The following is a 20098-nucleotide window of genomic DNA, read 5'->3' as shown; positions in this document are numbered from 1 at the left end:
CGGCAGAAGGCTACCCGGCGAAATCAGATGCCGGGGATGCCGGGGATGTTGAAGCCGCCCCGGCCACCGCCGCCACCCCCGCGACCGCCGCCCTTGCCACCGCCGCCGCCGGGTCCCTTGGGGCCGGGGGGCTTGCCGATGTTAGGCGGCTTGCCGCCACCTCCCCTTCCGGGCGGGTCCAGCGAGGGCAGTTGCGGAGTGAAGATCGGGGGCAGTGGCACCGGCACGGGAACCGGAACGGGGGCCGGCGCGGCGGGCACCGGTGCCGGCGCCTGCGGGACCTCTACCGGCACTGGCACCGGCGCGGGCGCCTGCGGGACCTCTACCGGCGCTTGCGGCGCGTTCACCGGCGCCTGCGGAACCTGCACGGGAGGCTGGTCGGGAACCGGCGCGGGGGCCTGCTCGGGTACCGGCGCGGGGGCCTGTTGGGGAACAGGCGCGGGCGCTTGCGGCGCCGGAGCCGGTGCCTTGGGAACCTGTTCGGTGGGCGCCACGATGGCCTGGCCGGGCTCGGGCCGGGTACCGGAGGTGTGCCGGATGCTGACCGCCAACGAGACGACGAGCGAGGCCACCCCGATCACGAAGATCGACATCAGGATGGTGCCCAGCAGGGCGAACGGCTTGCGGTCCTCCGGCTCATCGGCGATGTCCGCGCTGTCCACAGCGCTGTAAGCCAGGCCGGACTCCACATTTTCGAAGTGGACCGGGTCCAGCGCCAGCGGTGTGTGAGCGCCGGTGCCGGGATCCTGCGCCCAGGCCTGCGCGGCGGTGGACGACGACAGCAACGGCGTGTTCGCCGAGGCCAGGGCCGCGCCCCAGGCGAGCGCGGTTTCCGGCTCTTCCGGCGCTGTGACGGGCAGCGTGGTAGCGGCCTCGAGGGCCGGCTTGATCATCGGCACGTCGACCCCGGAGCCGACGACGAACACGACGTCCGGGCGCGTCTCCAGCGCTTCCGCCTCCGACACCAGCGAGGCCAGTTGGGCGACGGCCGCGTCGTCGTCAGCGGCCAGGGGCTGGCGGTGGATGTCGGCGATCGACCCGTCGGCGCTGTCCACCACGGCCAGCGTCGCGGTGTCCGGCTCGATGAACAGCAGGGCCGTTTGCGCGTAATTTGTCTCGTTGCCCACCGAGTGGGCCAGCGCGGCTGCGGCGAGGAACGCCGAGACCAGCATGACGTTCTCGATCTTGCGGGTGGCCAGGGCGTCGCGCAGGGCAGCGGCCTGACTCGGGTCGTGCCAGGTCACGCCGGTGGAGGCCAGTTGGTAACCGCCTTCGGCTGCGCCTTCGCGGGTGCCCAGGATCGCAGAGATCACCTGCTCGGCCGCCTCGGTCGAGGCTGTTTGCGGTTCCGCGGCGACGTCGAATTTCTCTTCGTCAACCAGGGCGCCGTCGCCGTTTTCGCCCTCTACCAGCACCATCCGGACTGCCGAGGGCGCCATTGACACACCAAGGACGGTGTCCACTACTCCCCCAATCGAATGCTTGGATCCCCCAACCCGCTAGTAACAACGTACCCAGCCCTGGGAGCACATTCCCTTTGAGTTTGTTGTGTAATTGAACTCACTGAGGCTTACGAGTGAAGCGGCGCAGGCGATTTCGTAAATAGTTCATATGAGCCACTGCGCGACGGCAACGTTGCGGCTACCTGTGGCCGCGGCCCCCGCCGCCACCGAAACCGCCGCCGCCACCGCCACCGCCGAAGGGACCGTGGCCGCCACCGAAGCCGCCGCCACCGCCAAACGGGCCGTGGCCGCCACCGCCGCCGAACGGGCCGTGGCCCCCGCCGAAGCCACCACCGGGGGCACCGCCGAACGGACCGTGGCCCCCGCCGAAGCCACCACCGGGGCCCCCGCCGCCGAACGGACCCCGATCAGCGGGACTTCCGCCGTCACCGCCGAACGGACCGCGATTAGCCGGACCGCCACCACCGAACGGACCGCGACCACCACCAAACGGCCCGCGGCCCGGGTTGGGCGCCTGAATCACCGGCGCCTGTGGAACCGGGTTCACCACTCGCGGTGGCGTGGCAGGCACCGGGAGCTGAGGCGCAGGAAGCTGGGGTTGTTGGCGCGGGATCTGGATCGCCGGCGGCCGCAGCAGCGAGTCGGGGCCGGGGATTTGCAGGGGCGGCACGACGATGGGCACCACGGGCGGGGCCGCGACCGGCTCGGGCAGCCGCGGCGCGGGCAGTTCTGGGGCGGGCGCGACGGGCGCCGCGGGCGCTGGTGCAAGTTGCGGCGGCACGGCGCGGGGCACCGCCGGACCCGGAATGTCGATCTTGTGCTGCGGCGCGGCGACCTGGGTGGGGGCGGGTGGCGGCGCAGCGGGCGCGACCAAATGGTTTTCGTTGGGTTTGGGCTGTAGCGCAACGGTCGGGCGGATGTTGATCGCCAGCGCGACCTCCAGCGCAACCACGGCCGCGATGGCCACCACCGCCAAACCACTGCCCACCAGGAGCGCCGGCCTGCGCCGCTCGGCCTTATCGCCGTCATCCTCGTCCGGCAGCGCGCTGTAGGCCAGATCGGTGGCGGCCCGGTCGTCGGGATCCTGCGCGTATGCCAGCGCCGCGGTGGATGAGGCGAACAGCGGCGCGCTTCCCGATGCCAGCGCCGCGCCGCGGGCCAATGCCATCTCGGGCTCTTCGGGCATGTTCAGCGTCAGCGACGTGGCCGCCTCCAGCGCTGGTTTGATCATCGGCACGTCGACCCCGGAACCGACCACATAGAGGCCGTCAGGCCGGGCATTCATGGTCTCGGCACGCGACACCAGCTCGGTCAGCTCGGCCACCGCCGTGTCGTCGTCGTCGTCCAGCGTTCGCCGCAACACATCGCACATCGACCCGTCGGCGGTATTGACCACGGCCAGGGTGGCGCTGTCGGGCTCGATGAACAGCACACCGGTCCGGCGGTAGCCGATCGACTCTCCGACGGCCTGGGCCATCGCGACTGAGGCCAGAAACGCGGAGACCAACATGACGTTCTCGACCTTGCGGGCGGCCAGCGCGTCGCGCAGCGCGGCGGCCTGCATCTGATCGGTCCAGCAGACGCCGATGGACGACAGCCGCAGGCCGGCGTCGGCGGCGCCTTCCCGGGTGCCCAGGATCGCTTCGAGCACCCGGTCCGAGGCCGAGGTGGGCTGTGCGTTGCCGGGCAGGCGGAAGCTGTCTTCGTCGACGATGACGCCGTCGGCGTCTTGACCCTCGACCAAAGCGATACGGACATCCCTGGGTGCCATAGACACTCCAAGTACGACGTCCATAACCCCTCCCAAAGCCCTGCGACCCCCGCATAGAACAAAACCCATTGTGCGCCCGGAAGCTGGGCGGCGCCTAGGTGATTCGTATGAAGTTTTGGTACGAGCGCGACGGTGTCGGCCCTCGCTGGCCCTGGTACTTCGATCCCGCGCGGGAACTGCCGTAGGGGTGCTCGGCCGGGCTGGTCAGCCGCAGGATGCACAACTGACCGATCTTCATACCAGGCCAGAGCGTGATCGGCAGGTTGGCGACGTTGGAGAGTTCCAGCGTGATGTGACCGTTGAAACCCGGATCGATGAAGCCGGCCGTCGAGTGCGTCAGCAGCCCCAGCCGGCCGAGCGACGACTTGCCTTCGAGTCGACCGGCCAGGTCGTCGGGCAGGGTGCAGACCTCCAGGGTCGAGCCGAGGACGAACTCACCCGGGTGTAGCACGAATGGCTCACCCGGTTCGGGCTCGACCAGGCTGGTGAGCTCGTCCTGCTGCTTCGCCGGGTCGATGTGGGTGTAGCGGGTGTTGTTGAAGACCCGGAACAGCGAGTCAAGTCGGACGTCGATGCTGGACGGCTGAACCAGGGTGTCGTCGAACGGTTCGAGGCCCAACCGGCCCGCGGCGATTTCGGCCCTGAGGTCGCGATCGGAGAGCAGCACCCGACGAGCGTATCTGCCGGACGGGCACGCGCTGGGTCAGCGCACGAAGATGTCGTCGCCGCTCGGGTATCCACCGCCGGTGGTGGTGACGTGGACGTGGTCGTAGTGGCCGTAGCCGCCGGATTGGGCACCGCCGCCGGGCGTGTAGTAAGTGCCGCGCCAGATGGCGTCCTGGATGCCGAATTGGTCCGCGTTCTGCATGACGAACGTGACGATCGCGTTGCCGAGTTCGATGCCCGCGTCGGAGCTGGGGTCGGGAATCATCACGTCGACCGCGAGGCCGTCAGGATGCCATCTGAGCGCGTCCGGCCGGACCCCGCCGATCTGGTGGATTTCGGGAAACAGCGCGCTGATCGCGCGCGCCACCAGGATGGTGCGGACCTGCAAGCCGGCCTCCGGGGCGACGCCGACGGGGAACGACCGGATCCCGACGAGGCCGGCCCGAGAGCGCGACGCCGGCGCAACCTCTTCGAGGTTGAATTTCAGTCGCGAAGTGTCTATTTGCGGTGCCGCCTCCGTGGTGGCGAGCTCAATGCCCCAAGGGCCACCGACGGCCACCTTCTGGTCGCTCCGTCCGACGGCGGAATAGACGTCACCGCCAACGGCGAAGAACACGGCCCCCGAGGCTATGGCTGCACCCAGCACCGCTGGGGCTTTCCGCCTCTTCCTAGCTAACGCGTGCCTGCCCACGGATGGTCACAATACGAGGTTAAAAATGATAACGAAAGGGTAAACGTGACAATCTCATCGTTGTCATTGCGCAAATGGGTAATGGTTGTCCACATTACGCATTCGTCATTATGCATGCGTTAGGCGGTCAATCAACCCGCCATTCCCACGTTACAAGCAGCCCATACGGCGTAAACCGGACCGGTGCGGGAGTCGGGCGGTTGGTGGCGGCCAGTGCGGGCGATGAGCTCCAAAAACATTGGGACTTGGTGGGATTCGCACTCCGCATTGCCGGCGACGACGGCGGCGCCCTGCAGGCCGCGTCGTCAACGTCGAATCCGGATTGGCAACGGGGATTGGGGGACCGCCGGGTGCCGACGCGGCCGTGAGTTGGCGGTCCCGAGCGCGGCTCATGGGAGCACTCCAGTTATTTCGATCACGTCACCGCCTCGACCCTCGAAATCGGGCCGGCGAACCCGCGAAACGCGCGGGAGGTTCCCGCTCCCCGCGGGGACGGCCGGTGCTAGCCTTTCTGGGCGACAGCGCCGATGTAGTTCAATGGCAGAACATCAGCTTCCCAAGCTGAATACGCGGGTTCGATTCCCGTCATCGGCTCCGATTTGGCCACCCGAGTTGCCCACCTGTGCCGCGTCTTCTGCGGTTCCGGTGAAGAAGTAGCGCCCGGTACACCGAGAAATCCTCAAGCCCTGCTGGCCAAACTCTGCCATCGACCTTTTCGACTCGACAGCAGAGAGACTCATGACCGTCCTGACACTCACCGAACCACCCTTTGCGGCGCCGCGCCGGTGGGATGGGTTCGTCAAATGGCTGTGGATCGGCTTGGCGGCGATCGTGTGCAGCCTGGTGGGCGTACTGGAGTTCGGCGTGCTGAGGGTTGTAGACAATGCGGACGAGCTCCCTGTCGTGATGGCGTTGGCGACGGCCGCACAGCCGGTTCAAGCCGGGTCCGGTGGCGGTTACATCGACCACGCCGAATGGGCTTCGTCGGGAGGCCGGCCCAGCCTACGGGTGTATCCGACAGCGGCGGGACGTCGAGTGTTGTCACGTCTTTTCGCATCCGGTCGAGCGTGGGCCGAGGTACTCAGGCTGGTTCCCGAAGCCGACACTCCGGGGATGCGCGAGCAGTTCGCCTACCACTGGCGGTTTGCCGAGTTCGGCAAGCCAGGCAAGACCAGTTGGAACCTGGAACCGTGGCGGCCACTGGTCGGCGACATCACCATGATCGCGTCCCGCTGCAACCCCGGCGGGAACGAGGAGTCTTACTAAATCGATTTTTGGCTGCAGGTAGAGCCGCAATTCCGCCTTGATCACCGGGCCGCGGGAGTGCTGCGTCAATCTCGGTCTTGTTTCAGCCTCAAATCCTGCTTCACTAATTGAAGGCGGGACGGCTCATCGCGTCAGGGGGATTGGCCAATGTACCGACGAACGATTTCAACTGGCGTCGCACTGGTTCCGGACAGCCTACGGTTCGTGGAGTCCCGCAACAGCGTTTACGCAGCGAGCACTGACGGTCGAGTGGTCGCCGTCCGGTTGTTCGACGGCAGACTCGTCAATCTCGGCGCCGGTTACAACAGCCCAGTCGGGGTCGTGTCGCTAACCGACGGCCTGCGTCTGGCGGTCGCCGAGTCCAGCGGTGCCATCCTCGTCGTCGCGCGCGATACGGCAAACCGCCAGCACGCGCGTCTGCTGGCTCAGCTGCCCGCTCCCGTCCTCGGTCTCGACGAACATCCGAATTCCGTTTCGCTGCTTGTCCTTTCGGACACATCATCCGACGGCCAGTTGTTGCCGCAGCTCCTGCAGTGCGACCTGACGACCGGCGACATCAGCGTGGTCGCCACCGACCTGGACGGAGCGCGAAGCCTGGTCGTCGATACCGACCGGCGCAGCGTGCTCGTGCTGTCGGTGTTGGCCGACGGGTCCCGAACGCTGACGACGATCGGGCTCGACGACGGCGCCGTGGACACCGTCACCACCGAAGCGTACGACCACTTCACCAGTGCGCCCGCCTCCGGTGCGCTGGCCGTGTTCGCCACTCGATCGGATCCAGCATTACCGGGCAACGACACGCTCACCTACTGGCAGGGCGCCGAAGCGGCAGCGGAACCCATTCCCGGACAAGTCGATGGCTTGACGCGCTGGGGTTCGTTGGTGCTGATCGCCTCCGGCGCGGATCTGCACGCGGTGGAATGGGACATCGACGACGGGCAGGTGCCGGTCGCTGTCCCGCTCGGGCCGCTCGCGGTTACCGGGTACGCGCGATTACTTGTCGACCTGCCCGCCGCGGGGCTCGCCGTCGGCGACGTGTCCTATACGGTGCGGGAAGGCGTTGGCGCAGGCGCTATTTCGCTCGGCGTCGAGCCGCCGAATCCGGATGGCACCGAGTCGGTGATGTTACTCGCGGGCTTCTTGACAGGTGAATTCCACGTCGAGGCAATCAGCGTGGCCGACGGCAGCACCCTCGCAGTCCGACGCTTCCGGGTGACGACGCTGTGGCCCGACGACGTTTCGGGGCCGCCCATCGCGCTTACCGGTGACGTGGGGGCGACGCTGATGAACTGGGGCGGTACCGGCGGGGTGGCGGGCTACCGCTTCCCTACACCACGCGAGTGGCGTGTCCTGGTCGTCCTGCTCTTCCTGAAGGACCGGGACTACGGCGACACCGAAAGCGCCACACGCGATGAATGGAAACAACGCGTGATGGGTGATGGCGAGTCGTTACGCCACTACTACGAGGAAGTGTCGGCCTTCGTCGCCAACGCCCATGGCATGACCGTCAAGCTGGTCGGCGATCAAGTCTTCGGTCCAATTTCGGTCAACCGCGGCTGGGGTGATGTCTTCAAGAAGAAGGGCGGCGTCAACGACGGCTGGCAGTCCACCCCACAGGGCAAGATCGAGATGGCCGGTGCGGTGAGTACATTCTTCGCCGACATGGCTGGCGGGGCAGCGCAGATATCGCTCGCCGATTCCTTTGTTTTCGTAGTGCGTTCGGGCTCCGACGATCCGATCCCGATGGGTGCCGGCAACCCCGATCTGCCGACGAAGTACGTGTGGGGTCACGCCAACCCGTCAGTGGAATTCTGGCGCAAGGTCACCAACCCCGACACGTCGTTCACGTTCACTCAGTTCCAGCGCCCCGTCACGTTCGTCACCGACGCGTTCCCGGCCGCCGCACCGAACAGCAATGTCACGCGCACGCTCTGCCATGAGGTCGGTCACAACTTGGGTTTGGACGACCTGTACGACGCTCATGGCGACTTCCCCGCCGAGGTGAACGAGCGGGCCGTCGGCGCCGTCGATCTTATGGGCTCGTCTCAGAAGTTGCCGCACTTCTCGCTCGCCAACCGGATCGCCCTGGGTTGGATCGACCGAAACTGGCTGCGCCGCTTCGATTTCACTGCCAATCCCACCGGGGGCAATGTGGTGCTGCAGGCCGTCGAAACCATCGATTCGGGCGGCCCGTCAGGGGGACGGTCGGCGGGTATCGAGGTGCCGATCAGCGACGATTGGAGTTATCTGTTCGAATACCGCCGCGAGCAGTCGGGCCAGATCGGTGACCAGGAGCTCGATCCCGCCGTCGATCCCGGCAGCACCGAGCTCATCGCCGGGACCGATCTCCGATTCCGCGGCGGCGATGTGGCCCGTCCGCCAATCTTGGCTCTGCCTCGCGACGCGAATGGTGACGGGCCGGTGCTCGACTCCGACGGCCAGGACTACACCGACAGCGATGTCACCAATCCCGAACGGATGCACGACTTCGTCTTGCGGCTGGACTCGATCCGATCGCCGGACAACGACTCGGCGAAAATTGTCGTCGAATACCTCGAGGCGCACCGGCCGCAGTTGCTGGTGCGTCCGGCGCCGGGCAATGGCAATTTCAAGAGCCCGGACATCAGCCTCACCGGTCCTCTGGGATTGGCGATACCGGTGGTCGTCAAGGGCGCAACCAACATCATCAAGATCACCGTGCACAACGTGGGCTCACTCGATGCCACCCAGACCCAGATCCACGTGAAGTGGTTGCCGTGGACCTTGACACCCGGCGACTGGCGCGACCTCGACGACCCACCGGTCTTCAACGTTCCCGCTCGAGGACGGACCACACTGCAAGTGCCGTGGCCTCTCCCGGCATCGGTGCCGGTCGGTGACGACCATGTCGAAGCGCAACATTTCTGCGTAAGGGTAGACATCGACCGCTACCACGATCCGGCGCATCCCGACCAGGAGGAGATCGTCGTCTTCGACAACTGGGCCCAATCGAACTTCGGCACCGCAGCGGTCGGCTTCGGGTCACCGTCGGACCGGCTCCGCACGGCGGCCACTGCAACAAACACGTTGGCCCGCAAGGCGACTTACCTTTTCGATGTGCACCAGGACACGCCGTGGTACCGGGCCTATCTGGGTCACGCCTGGCTGGACCTGGCGCCGGGTGAAACCAGGGCCATCCCAGTTGCCTACGAGAGCCTGGCCGGAGACCCGGTTCACGGCGACGATTTCGAGCGCAACCTTGAGTGGATCCTCAGCCATGAGCACCACCTGGTTGTGGTGTCGTCGTTGTTGCCGGAGGACACCGCGTGCGGATCCCCGCGCCGCGTGTTCGGGTGTGGACTGACATTACGGACCGGCCGCCGTGTACTCATCGACGAGGCCGGCCACGATGAGGAGGTGGTCTTCGCACGTGTGGCAGCCCTCCGCGACGGCTCCTGGGAACCGGTGCCATCCGGCCAGTTCAATCTCGCGGCATGGCCGGACGATGATCCCGCCCGCGTGGCAGTCAGTCACGGGCACATCAGCAACGGTCGCGGGAGCACACTGATTCCTCGGAACACATTGCAAGACTTACGAAATGGCCGTCCCACATCTTTCACGTTGGGGCGCCCGGGCGACAACACTTACATCACCGCAGTAACGACTCCCCAGTCTTTGCTATGACAAGAAGCCGCACACGACGTGCAGCCCGGCGGGAATCCTCTGCGGCCCGCGCCAGAACGCGTCATTGACAAAGACGTTTGAAGAGGTCCGGCGGCAATGTGTCGCGTGGCTCCGCCTTTACCCCGTTGCGCACGGTGTGTGCTACCGAGCCATCACCTCGAAATCTCGAGCTCCTGCTCGAACCGCAGACGCGTTCGGTCTACGCGGCCAGCGCAAGCCACCGCGGCTTCGCGGGGTGCTGGGTTCAACACTCTGAGCGAGGCGCTACTGAGTTAGGTACACCCCGAGCACCCACACGGCGGTGGCGAGCAGTGCGGCCAGCAACTCGACACCCATCGATAACGCGACACCTTTCACGGCGTGCTTCGTCGAGGTCCATGCCAGCCGCTGGTCTCCGCGGGCGGCCAGCTCAGCCACATAGACACCCAGCACGAAGCCGATCACCAGGCCAATCACGGGTATTACGAAGAAACCAATGATGCCCACCGTCGCGCCCGCTGCCAGACTCAGCGTGCGCACGTCAGCGGCTCTCATACGCTTCGCGGGCCAGATGTATTTGATCAATGTCGCCACACCGAGCAGCGCGGCCACCACGCCGAGTGTCACCCACGCGGTGATGTTGTTCTCGACGACGGCCCACACCAGGATCGCGCCGAACACCAGCAGCGTGCCCGGCAATAGCGGCACCACGATGCCGATGATCCCGACGACGATCGCAAGTGCTACAAGGACGATGCCGGGAGCACTCATGTTCTCAACGTACTGGTGGCCGCCGCCAGGGTTGATACCTACGGACCCATGCCCGCAGGCGCTGATCGTTGCCGGGACGCGAACATTTCAGTAAGTCAGCGCCTTCTGCACTCATAGCTGCCACGATATGGACGTGAGCTACGGACCGGTGCGCTACGCCCGCAACGGCGACGTCCGCTTGGCTTACCGCATATTCGGTGATTCGGGACCAGTCGTCGTCTGGACACCGGGCTGGGTCGTGGGCAACGTCGACACCGTCGACGAAGCAAGCGGACCGTATGCCCCCTTGTTCGAGAGGGTTTCGCGCGAAATTCGGTTCGTGATGTGGGATCGGCGCGGCACTGGTCTGTCAGACCCTGCAAAAGACTTGCTGTCACTGGACGAACGCGTCGCTGACCTGCAAGCAGTACTTGATGCGATCGGCGAAGAACGGCCCTCTCTCGTCGGAACGGCCGAAGGCGGCCCGGTATCCATCCTGTACACCGCGATGAATCCCGACCGCGTCCGTTCACTAGCGCTCTACGGGACTGCAGCCCGATTTTCGCAAGACCTGCCCGACTTCCCATGGGGCTTCACATCAGCCGAAATCGCGGCACAGCTGAACGACATCGACAACCACTGGGGTGAGGGCGCACTGATCGAGCTGTTTCACGGTGCGGCCGCTGAATCTCCAGGTGTGCGCGAACTCTTCGGCAGACACCAGCGGGCGATGATGAGTCCCTCCATGGCACAACTCTGGTGGCGCGCCACGATGGAAGTGGATGTCCGCGCTGTCCTGAGTATGGTTCGTGCTCCGACCTTGGTCCTTGCACGTCGAGGCGACAAAGTTGTACCGATTGAGTCCAGCGCCGCGCTTGCAGCGGCCATCCCAGACGCGCAGTTTCACGAACTACCGCAAGGTGGCCATAACGGATGGGACATCATTCACCAGCTAGCCGAAGAGTTGCTCCGGTTCGTCACCGACAAGCCAGATGTCCCGGCCGACGAACGCCTCCTGAAAACCATGATGTTCACCGACATCGTCGGCTCCACTGAACAACTCACTGCTACCGGTGATGCTCACTGGCGTCACCAGCTTGATACCCACGACAACGTTGTCGACTGCCTGTTGGAAAAGTACGGCGGTCAGCAGGCGAAGCACACCGGCGACGGGGTCTTCGCGCTCTTCGATGGGCCGACCAAGGCCGCTCGCTGCGCGTTGGAAATGGTCCCCGCCCTTGCCACGCGCGGCATCCGCATCAGGGTCGGTATCCATATCGGCGAGTGCGAACGACGCGGCGAGGAGTGGAGCGGTATGGCTGTGCACACGGGTGCGCGTATCGGATCCCTCGCTGCTGCAGGTGAAGTGCTCAGCAGCAGGACCGTGCGCGACCTGTCCGCCGGTTCGGACCTGCGCTTCGACAGTCTAGGGATGCGACAACTCAAGGGCCTCCCTGAGGAGACCGAGATTTTCCGAGTCACCACATCGACAAGCGGCTAATTCCGTTGCGCTATCACGTCCGTACAAGGCGGGACGGCCGCACTAGGCAGAAATCCCGCGCCGTTGAAAACCATATTCAAACGTTCAACTATTCGGACGCCCGCAGCGACGCCTGCCACTGCTTGAAGTGTGCTTGCCCGCCATCATTTTGGCGCGAAATAATTTCAGAACCCTTCTTTGGTTGCCCCACGTTCGCGGCGCGGTCATGTGCTGCGTCGGAGCTTCTCAAAGCGACACGGGCAGTTCATCCGAGTCGGCTGTCGTCGTTCCAGCTTTCGCTAGCAGGCCTGGAAAATTTCCGCAACGGTCAATATCGACCAGTGAAATTATTCGGCTGAACGCTGAAGCAACAATGGAATCCCGCGTAGGGTGAGCGTTCTTCGGGTTCATTTGGCATATCACCTAGGTAGCGATGTGTCGGCGGCGCTACGGGAGGCAACGGATGTCGTATTTGGCGGCGGCTCCCGACTTCTTGGCATCGGCGGCGAGGGACCTCTCTAACATCGGCGCTCAGATCACCGCGGCGAACGCCGCAGCGCGGAATCCGATCACCGCATTGCTGCCCGCTGCCGAAGACGAGATATCGGCAGCCATCTCGTCGTGGTTTGCGGGCCACGCGCGCGACTACCAAGTGCTCAGCAACCGGGCCGCGGTGTTACACGAGCAATTCGTGCAGGCGTTGAGTGGGGCGGGCAGCGCGTACGCGGCCGCCGAGGCGGCCAACAGCTCGCTGCTCCAGACCCTGGAGCAGAACATTTTGGCGGCGATCAACGCCCCCACCAATTTTCTCCTAGGGCGTCCGCTCGTCGGTGACGGCGCCAACGGGACGGCGGCCAACCCCAACGGCGGGGCCGGCGGCTTGTTAATTGGCAACGGCGGCAACGGATTTTCGCAAACCGGCAACCCCGGAGTAGCCGGCGGTGCCGGGGGTGCCGCGGGTTTGATCGGCAACGGCGGTCTCGGCGGCGCCGGCGGGACCGGCGCAGCGGGCGGAGCCGGCGGCACCGGCGGATACCTGTACGGAAACGGCGGCGGCGGCGGTGACGGCGGGGCGGCCTCGCGGGCCGGCGGCGCAACCGCGTTTACCGGTGGCACCGGCGGAGCCGGTGGAGCTGCGGGCCTATGGGGCGCCGGCGGGAGCGGTGGGCACGGCGGCAACAGCGGACCTAACAGTGCGACCCTGTCCCCCGGCCAGACCACACCCCTCGTACTGAACGGCGGAAGCGGCGGTGACGGCGGACGCGGCGGATGGCTACACGGTCAGGGCGGGGCCGGCGGGCAAGGCGGGACTGGCAGCCCGTCCGGAACGGTGAGCCTAACCGTCAGTTCGAGCTTCACGGTCCTCAACAACTCTCCCGGTAGCGCTAACGTCGCCTTCGTGAACAGCTCCGGTGGCGCTATCGCAACGATCAGTCCGGCGGGTGCGAGCCTGTCCACCGGGGGAACGGTCCCCGTAGCGGTCACATTCTCGTCCGGCAACACCAGCGGTAATGTCTCGCTCTTCTCGTCGTCCCCTCTCGCCGGGACCGCGGGCCCGGCAGGCAACGCGGGGGCCAACGGATTGTTGTAGAGCTTCGATCTCCCGGATTCGCGGAGACCATGACACGGTTGAAACCCGGTACCGCGGGTAATGGATATGGCAGGCGGCGACGTCCCAGCCGTCATGGACACGCCAAGGGGTCGACACACCGATGGACAGTTATTCCGCCACGACAGTCGAGGCCGCGAGCCCGCCGCACGACGAGCTGCGCCGCGGCGAGCGCCCGATCCCGCCCGATGACGACCCCTTTTACCAAGCGCCGCCTGGCTATGAGGACACGGAACCCGGCACGGTGCTGCGCTCCCGTGACGTCGAGATCGGATTTCTCGGTGTCATCAGCCAGCGTGTGAAAGCCACTCAGCTGCTCTACCGCACCACGAATCTGCACGAAGAACCGGAAGTCGCGGTGACGACGGTGATCGTCCCGGCGCAGCGAAAGGCGGACGTACCATTTCCGGTGCTCTCGTATCAGTGCGCGATCGACGCCGTGGCATCACGCTGTTTTCCCTCCTTTGCCATGCGGCGCGGCTCGCGACCGATCGGTGCGTTCGTCCAAGCCGAGTACTTGCTGGTCACCGCGGCGCTGGCCGAAGGCTGGGCGGTTTGCGTACCCGACCACGAAGGCTGCCACGGAATGTGGGGCTCTCCCGTCGAGCCTGGCTACCGGATACTGGACGGGCTGCGGGCCGCAATGCGCTGCGAACGCGTGAACCTGTCGCCTGCCGCACCGGTAGGCCTGTGGGGGTATTCCGGGGGCGGCTTGGCGTCGGCGTGGGCGGCCGAACTCTGCGAGCGATACGCACCGGAGCTCAATATTGTTGGCGCCGTTCTAGGCTCACCCGTCGCCGACCCGGGAAGTGTGGCGCGCCGCCTCAACCGCAGCTTCTTCGCCGGTCTCGCCGCACTGATGATCTCGGCACTGACGCAGGTTTTCCCCGGCGCGCAGCAGGTTGTCGACGAGCACGCGACCGACGAGGGCAAGGCATTGCTCGACAAGTTACAGACAATGACGACCGCCCAAGCGGTATGGCAGTTTCGCAACGTCGACATCGGGTCCTACGTCGACGTGACGGCCGACGAGCTGTGGGATCTACCCGAAGTGCGTCACATCTTCGACGAGACCAAGCTCGGCAAGTCCAGGCCCAAGCCTCCCGTGCTGGTCATACAGGCGGTGCACGACGGAATCATCAGCGTGGACGACGTCGATGCACTGGTAGCCGAGTACGAACGCATCGGCGCAGCGGTCACCTATCACCGCGACAGGTTCTGCGGCCATCTGCTGCTGCATCCCTTGTCGGCGCCCATGACGCTGAGGTGGCTGCGCGATCGTTTCACCGACCGGCCGGTCGACGAACACAAGACTCGTACCGTGTGGCCGACGTTGTTCAATCCCTCGACGTACTTGGGCATGGCCAAGTTGGGCATCATCACGGCCAAGGTCGTCCTGGGCCGCTCGATTGAACGCCAACCGCTCTCGACGACGGATGCCGGGTAACCAGCCGGCTCGAGTGAATACGACCAGTCACACCGCCGGCCGCTGCCACTCCTTCGCCCGGGCGAGCTCATAAATCGGAGCCGGCCGTCCGAACAGATGGCCCTGGGCAAGGTGGCATCCGGCGGCCCGGACAATGTCCAGCTGCAACATCGATTCGATGCCTTCGGCGACTACGGAGAAGCCCAGCTCGCCGCAGAGCCCGATGACCGACCGATAGAGGGCTAAGTCGTGCACCGGGTCGGCACCGACCGCCAGGCTGCGGTCCAGCTTGACAATGTGCACCGGCAGCGCGTGCAGGTAGGTCAGCGAGTTGTAGCCAGCACCGAAATCGTCGAGAGCGACCCTGACGCCGATTGCATGGAGCCGGGTGATTTGGGCTGCCGCGTCGGCGAGGTCGACGATCGGAACAGTCTCGGTGATTTCCACGACGAGCCGGGCCGGCGCGATCCGATGCCGCTCCAGCGACCTCTTGACGTGCTCGACGAACCCGGTGTTCCCCAGGCGCGCCGCACCGATGTTGACGTGGATGTCGACGTCCAATCCGGCGGCCTGAACTTCACGACACGCCAGGTCCAGCACCATCGCATCCAGTGCTGCGCCCAACCCTGCGGCTTCGGCGGCCATGACGAACGTCTCGGGAGCAATCTGCATGCCGTTGGGTGCGGTCCACCTGGCCAGGGCCTCCACGGCCTGCAACGTTCCCTCCGGAACCCGCACGATGGGCTGGTAAGCCAGGCCGAATCCGGCGGGCACCCCGCCGCCCGCCTTACGCAGCGCCGTCGGGAAGTCGGCGCGAATACCGGTCAGCGGTTGATAGATCACCGCGGTGTCCTTACCGAGCCGTTTACCCGCGTACATCGAGATGTCGGCTTGCCGCAGCAGGTCGTCGGAGGTCTGTGGCCCGTCCTCGATATCCGGTCGCACCACGCCGAGGCTGGCCCGCACGCGCACCGAGGAGCCTTGCAGCGGGAAGGGATCCCGAAGCGCCACTCGCAGCCGGTCACTCACCGTCTCGAGCTCCTCCACGTCTTCGTGGATCAAGATCGCGAACTCGTCGCCGCCGATCCGGGCCAGGGTGTCGTTGTCGGCGACGCATCGCTTGAGTCGCTCGCCCACCGCGCAGAGCAGTTCGTCCCCGGCGGCGTGCCCGAACCGGTCGTTGATCTCCTTGAAGTCATCGAGGTCGATGAAGATCAACACGAAGCCGCCGTCACGCATCGCCTCGTCGAGCCGACGGGCGAATCTGAGCCGATTGGGCAGCCCCGTCAGCGCGTCGTGTTGTACCTGGTGCGCGAGGCGCCGCTGCACCACATACAAGCGCTGACTGAGCAGCCACTGGGCACGCGTCGCGATCACCTGGCGGATCGTCACGAGCAGCACCATGACCACCGTTACACAGACCGCGAACGCGTCTAACCACTTACCGGCGAGCACGTGGTACGCAAAAAGCATCGCGATCCCGAGAAACCCGACGTACGGCAGAAGCAACCGCGCCCAGTCAGTGCCGCGGCGGGGGTCGTCGGCGTCCGCCGGGGTCGGATATTCCAGCATCGCAAACGCGACCATCACTGGGCCCAGGATCAATCCGATGGCGCCCCACAGGTCGCCGCCCTCGGCGCCGACCGAGCGGAGGTAGGCGACAACTCTGTCCGAGGTCGCCATGAGCACGAGTCCACCGGCCAGCAGCAGGTAGTTCACCCGATATGGCCGGTCCTGGTCGTAGACCATGGCGATCAAAACAACGGCGGCCACGAGCACCACTTCGGCCGACGCGAACACCATCTCGACGGCGGGGATGCCCGACCGGGGCAGCGAAAGTGACGATCCGGCGCCGAACCCGCCCATGGTTGCCAGGACCAGAAACGACAGGCCCGCCACCACCCCGTCGATGACACTGGGGACCGGCGGACGCCACAACAACCCGTTGCGTCCGAACACACTGCCGCCGGAGTGCACCAGCAGAATCACCCCTGCGAGGGCGAGCACCGGCAACGAAAGATGGGCGGCAACTCCAGGGGCAGTGGCGACATGATCGGCCCTGTTGTCACCCAGCCACCACAGCGTCTGCCCGAACAGCCACAACCCCACCCCCAACGTGTAAATCAGCCGCCACCACCGCGACATGCCGCTCACCCGCCGCGCGATGACCAGGCCACAGCAGACCGCCGCGAGCCCGGTGCCCAGTTGGAGAAACGTCTCTCCGCGATGAGCTGCCCGTTCTCCCCACAAGGCAAGCGAGTTGATGACTACCAACAGCGTCACGACGACGAAGATGTACAGGCGGGCTCGAGATCGTTCGGCCGACACCAACGCCTCCCCTCGCGACTGATCCGTTGCTCGTTGACGAGTGTCCCCGGGATGACGGTAGCCAACTGGCCGCACGAATGGCATCAAAGGTCCGCGCCGATACCCAACAAAACGATTTGCCACAGGTGTTGCCGACTGCTCATCTATCTCAACAACGGCGGCTGAGCCTCGGACCTCGCCGATCCGCCGCGTCGTTCAGCGAGTGATCGCGATGTGATTGAGCATTTCCCGGGCCGCTCCTGCCGGCGGCGTGCGCGCACCCAGCCAGATCGCCCGTATGTCGCGTCGCAAGTCCAGACCTGCGACTGGAACGGCGCGCAGGCGCCCGTGCAGCAGGTCATCGCTGACGGCGGCCCGGCTCATCACCGCCGGCCCTGCGCCGGCCAGCACGGCCGCGCGCACCGCTGCGGCAGAAGCGAATTCGAGCGGATGGGCTGCAGGCGCCGGCTCATCCCCGGCTAGGGGATCCTCGATCCCCAGCAAGAGCTGCCAACCCGATTTGCGCGATACCAACGGGGTTCGGCGAAGCTCGGCCACTGTGACCGCCGCCGAACGCCGCACCCACTTGTGGTCGGGCGGCACGACAACGACGAGTTCGTCGCGGCCGATGACGCGGCTACGCAGTCCGGGAAACGCGCCGCGTATCTCGATGAAGCCGAGCTCTACCCGCCCGTCGCGCACAGCGGCGATCGCTCCGTGACTGTCGGTCGTTACCAAACTGACCGCGGGTGCCGAGGCACCGTGGCGCTGCGCCGCCGCTTGCAGCGATACCAGCCACCGTGGCAGCAGATGCTCGGCGACCGTTTGGCTAGCGGCCAGCTTGAGCTCGCTACGGCGCTCGGCACGCAGGGACGCCAGCCCGGCATCGACGCGCTGCGCGACATCGAGCACCTGGTCCGCCCATTCGACGACGACCTCACCCGCCGGGGTCAGCTGGGCGCCGCGGGTGGTCCGTGTCACCAGGCGCAGGCCGACCTGCGACTCGATCGAAGTCAGCCGCGCCGAAACGGCCTGCTGACTGATCCCCACTTGCCGGCTGGCCGCATTCAAGCTGCCCGCCTTGGCAATCGCAGACAACACCTCAAGCGCGGATAGTTCCGGCATTCGGGCGCTCAGGGCCACGCCTGATCGTAGCCTTTGAAACCCGCTGGTCGAGCCGAAAGACAGGCACGACGCGCTGGTAGGGACCTGTCGGAAAGACCCGGGCTTGACGCCGCCACGGCGGGCGGCGCAGTGTGATACACGTCATATGACCGCTAGTCACATCAGGTAGAAAGGCGGCACCTCATGACCACGAAAGACAAGTACACGGACGTCCCAGACCCGTATTCGTGGGAGGTGCCCAGTGCCGGCGACTCGCGCTTCACCTGGGAGTACGACGACGGCCGCGCCCGCCTGCTTTCCCTGTATCAAAAGGGAAAGGACAAGCAGTGGGATGCCCAGTCACGTATCGACTGGAGCCAGGACGTCGACCCGCTGAACCCGGTCGGATTACCCGACGAGTTCCATCCGCTGTTCGGCAGCCCGGTGTGGGAGGCCGCCGACGAGGCACGGCGCGCCGAGATGCGACAGCATTCGCAAGCCTCGCAGTTCTCGCAGTTCCTACACGGCGAGCAGGGGGCGATGGTGTGCGCGGCCAAGATCGTCGAGGTGGTGCCGGATCTGGATGCGAAGTTCTACGCGGCCACTCAGACGATGGACGAGGCCCGGCACGTCGAGGCGTTCTCGCGCTTCCTGCAGGAGAAGATCGGCATGGTCTACCCGATCAACAAGCACCTGACCGCGCTGCTGGACGACACTCTGCGCGATTCGCGTTGGGACATGCCATATCTCGGCATGCAGGTCCTTATCGAGGGACTCGCGCTCGCAGCCTTCGGCGTGCTGCGTGACATGGCGGCGCCGGACTCGTTGGCCAAGCAGGTGCTGGCCTACGTGATGCAGGACGAGGCCCGGCACGTCGCCTTCGGCCGCATCTCGCTGAAGGACTACTACTCGGCCCTGACCGAGGCAGAGCGGGACGAGCGGGAAGAGTTCGTCGTGGACGCCTGCTATCTGATGCGCGACCGGTTCCGCGGCGAAGAGGTCTTCGAAACCCTCGGATTGAACGTGAAAGAGTGTGCCGCCTGGGTCGACACGTCCCCGCTGATGATCCAGTTCCGCTCGCACCTGTTCAGCCGCATCGTGCCGATCGTCAAAGACATCGGTCTGTGGGGTGACAAAGTGCAAAAGGCCTTCTCCGACATGGGTGTGCTCGACTTGGCCGGCTCCAACATCGAGGCGCTGATGAAGGCTGATGAGGACCAGGCCGAGGCCCTGGATAAGGCTCATGCTGAGATGGCTGACCGGGCACTCGAAGTGGACCAGGTGATCGCCGCGGGCGCGAGCTAGGTACTAGGTACTACCTGGGCGTCAGAGCCCGGGCAGCCCGTCCGAGCCGACCACCTGCCCACCGGTGCCGCCTACGCCGGCTTTCCCGGCCTTGCCCGGGGTCACGGCGAACCCGCCGTTGCCGCCGTTGCCACCGTCGCCGAACAGCACGGCGTTGCCGCCCCGACCGCCATTGCCGCCGGCACCGGACGCGTTGACGGTGGTGTTGATACCGCCGTCGCCGCCTTGACCGCCGTTACCGATCAGCCCGGCGGTGCCGCCGGCCCCACCATTTCCGCCAATAATGGCGCTGATTCCTCCGGCGCCGCCGGCCCCGCCATCGCCGACGAGCAGGCCGGCACTGCCGCCGGCCCCGCCGTCGCCGCCAATCGCGGCATTAGACGCGGCACCGCCGCCCCCACCGCTGCCGCCGGAGCCGAAGAGCATGCCGGCGCGACCGCCGGCCCCACCCTTTCCACCGATGGCTCCGGAGGTGCCGCCCGCGCCACCATTACCGCCGGCCCCGGCGAACATGCCGGCCGCGCCGCCGGCCCCACCGTTCCCAGCAATCGAGCCGCCGCCGCCCCCGGAGCCGCCGTCCCCGCCATCGCCAAAGAACATGCCTGCAATGCCCCCGGC

12 protein-coding genes, 1 tRNA gene and 2 pseudogenes are annotated in these 20098 nt (G+C 66.1%); 7 read left to right on the top strand and 8 right to left on the bottom strand.

The genetic code is table 11. The annotated features are described in order from the left end of the window. Nucleotides 1–23: 23 nt before the first annotated feature. The 4 genes from BN972_RS00765 to BN972_RS00750 form a co-directional block, all read right to left on the bottom strand. Nucleotides 24–1439, bottom strand: coding sequence for a DUF7159 family protein (locus BN972_RS00765; RefSeq protein ID WP_051544929.1), 1416 nt, complete (start codon nt 1437–1439; stop codon nt 24–26). A gap of 202 nt (nt 1440–1641) precedes the next feature. Then, nucleotides 1642–3258, bottom strand: coding sequence for a DUF7159 family protein (locus BN972_RS29430; RefSeq protein ID WP_036351714.1), 1617 nt, complete (start codon nt 3256–3258; stop codon nt 1642–1644). Nucleotides 3259–3328: 70 nt separating this feature from the next. Beyond that, complete coding sequence (gene dcd, locus BN972_RS00755) at nt 3329–3901, bottom strand: dCTP deaminase (RefSeq protein ID WP_036351710.1); 573 nt, start codon at nt 3899–3901, stop codon at nt 3329–3331. Between the two features lie 36 nt (nt 3902–3937). Next, nucleotides 3938–4591 (bottom strand): hypothetical protein, encoded by a 654-nt coding sequence (locus BN972_RS00750; protein ID WP_036351707.1) that lies wholly within the window; start codon nt 4589–4591, stop codon nt 3938–3940. A 523-nt stretch (nt 4592–5114) separates the two neighbouring features. On the opposite strand from BN972_RS00750, the gene BN972_RS00745 reads away from it, so the two are divergent. From BN972_RS00745 to BN972_RS00735, 3 genes are all read left to right on the top strand, one after another. Beyond that, nucleotides 5115–5185: transfer RNA gene (locus BN972_RS00745), tRNA-Gly, on the top strand. A gap of 312 nt (nt 5186–5497) precedes the next feature. Then, a complete protein-coding gene (locus BN972_RS00740; protein ID WP_051545225.1) occupies nt 5498–5857 on the top strand; it encodes a DUF2599 domain-containing protein in 360 nt (119 codons plus the stop codon). A gap of 204 nt (nt 5858–6061) precedes the next feature. Continuing rightward, nucleotides 6062–9520, top strand: coding sequence for a metallopeptidase domain-containing protein (locus tag BN972_RS00735; protein ID WP_142277106.1), 3459 nt, complete (start codon nt 6062–6064; stop codon nt 9518–9520). A gap of 264 nt (nt 9521–9784) precedes the next feature. Here BN972_RS00735 and BN972_RS00730 read toward each other — a convergent pair whose 3' ends face one another. Continuing rightward, on the bottom strand, nt 9785–10270 hold the full coding sequence (locus BN972_RS00730) for a DUF456 domain-containing protein (RefSeq protein ID WP_036351702.1): 486 nt from the start codon (nt 10268–10270) through the stop codon (nt 9785–9787). Nucleotides 10271–10397: 127 nt separating this feature from the next. On the opposite strand from BN972_RS00730, the gene BN972_RS00725 reads away from it, so the two are divergent. The 3 genes and pseudogenes from BN972_RS00725 (at nt 10398) to BN972_RS00715 (ending at nt 14785) form a co-directional block, all read left to right on the top strand. Next, complete coding sequence (locus tag BN972_RS00725; RefSeq protein WP_235192339.1) at nt 10398–11750, top strand: adenylate/guanylate cyclase domain-containing protein; 1353 nt, start codon at nt 10398–10400, stop codon at nt 11748–11750. 442 nt (nt 11751–12192) lie between these two features. After that, nucleotides 12193–13059: pseudogene (locus BN972_RS00720) on the top strand (PE family protein); the annotation flags it as partial. 382 nt (nt 13060–13441) lie between these two features. Beyond that, nucleotides 13442–14785, top strand: coding sequence for a lipase family protein (locus tag BN972_RS00715; RefSeq protein WP_036351700.1), 1344 nt, complete (start codon nt 13442–13444; stop codon nt 14783–14785). A 27-nt stretch (nt 14786–14812) separates the two neighbouring features. Here the strand turns inward: BN972_RS00715 and BN972_RS00710 are convergent, their stop codons facing one another. Continuing rightward, a complete protein-coding gene (locus BN972_RS00710) occupies nt 14813–17092 on the bottom strand; it encodes a putative bifunctional diguanylate cyclase/phosphodiesterase (RefSeq protein WP_036351697.1) in 2280 nt (759 codons plus the stop codon). A 195-nt stretch (nt 17093–17287) separates the two neighbouring features. Continuing rightward, nucleotides 17288–18214: a LysR family transcriptional regulator gene (locus BN972_RS00705; protein WP_036351694.1), complete on the bottom strand. Its 927-nt coding sequence runs from the start codon at nt 18212–18214 to the stop codon at nt 17288–17290. 165 nt (nt 18215–18379) lie between these two features. On the opposite strand from BN972_RS00705, the gene BN972_RS00700 reads away from it, so the two are divergent. Then, on the top strand, nt 18380–19480 hold the full coding sequence (locus tag BN972_RS00700) for a ferritin-like domain-containing protein (RefSeq protein ID WP_036351692.1): 1101 nt from the start codon (nt 18380–18382) through the stop codon (nt 19478–19480). 21 nt (nt 19481–19501) lie between these two features. Here BN972_RS00700 and BN972_RS29425 read toward each other — a convergent pair. Further along, nucleotides 19502–20098, bottom strand: a pseudogene (locus BN972_RS29425) (PE family protein); the annotation flags it as partial.

This window comes from Mycobacterium asiaticum DSM 44297, assembly GCF_000613245.1.
In the GTDB taxonomy this organism is placed as follows: domain Bacteria; phylum Actinomycetota; class Actinomycetes; order Mycobacteriales; family Mycobacteriaceae; genus Mycobacterium; species Mycobacterium asiaticum.
This window is presented reverse-complemented; position numbering and strand designations above follow the sequence as displayed.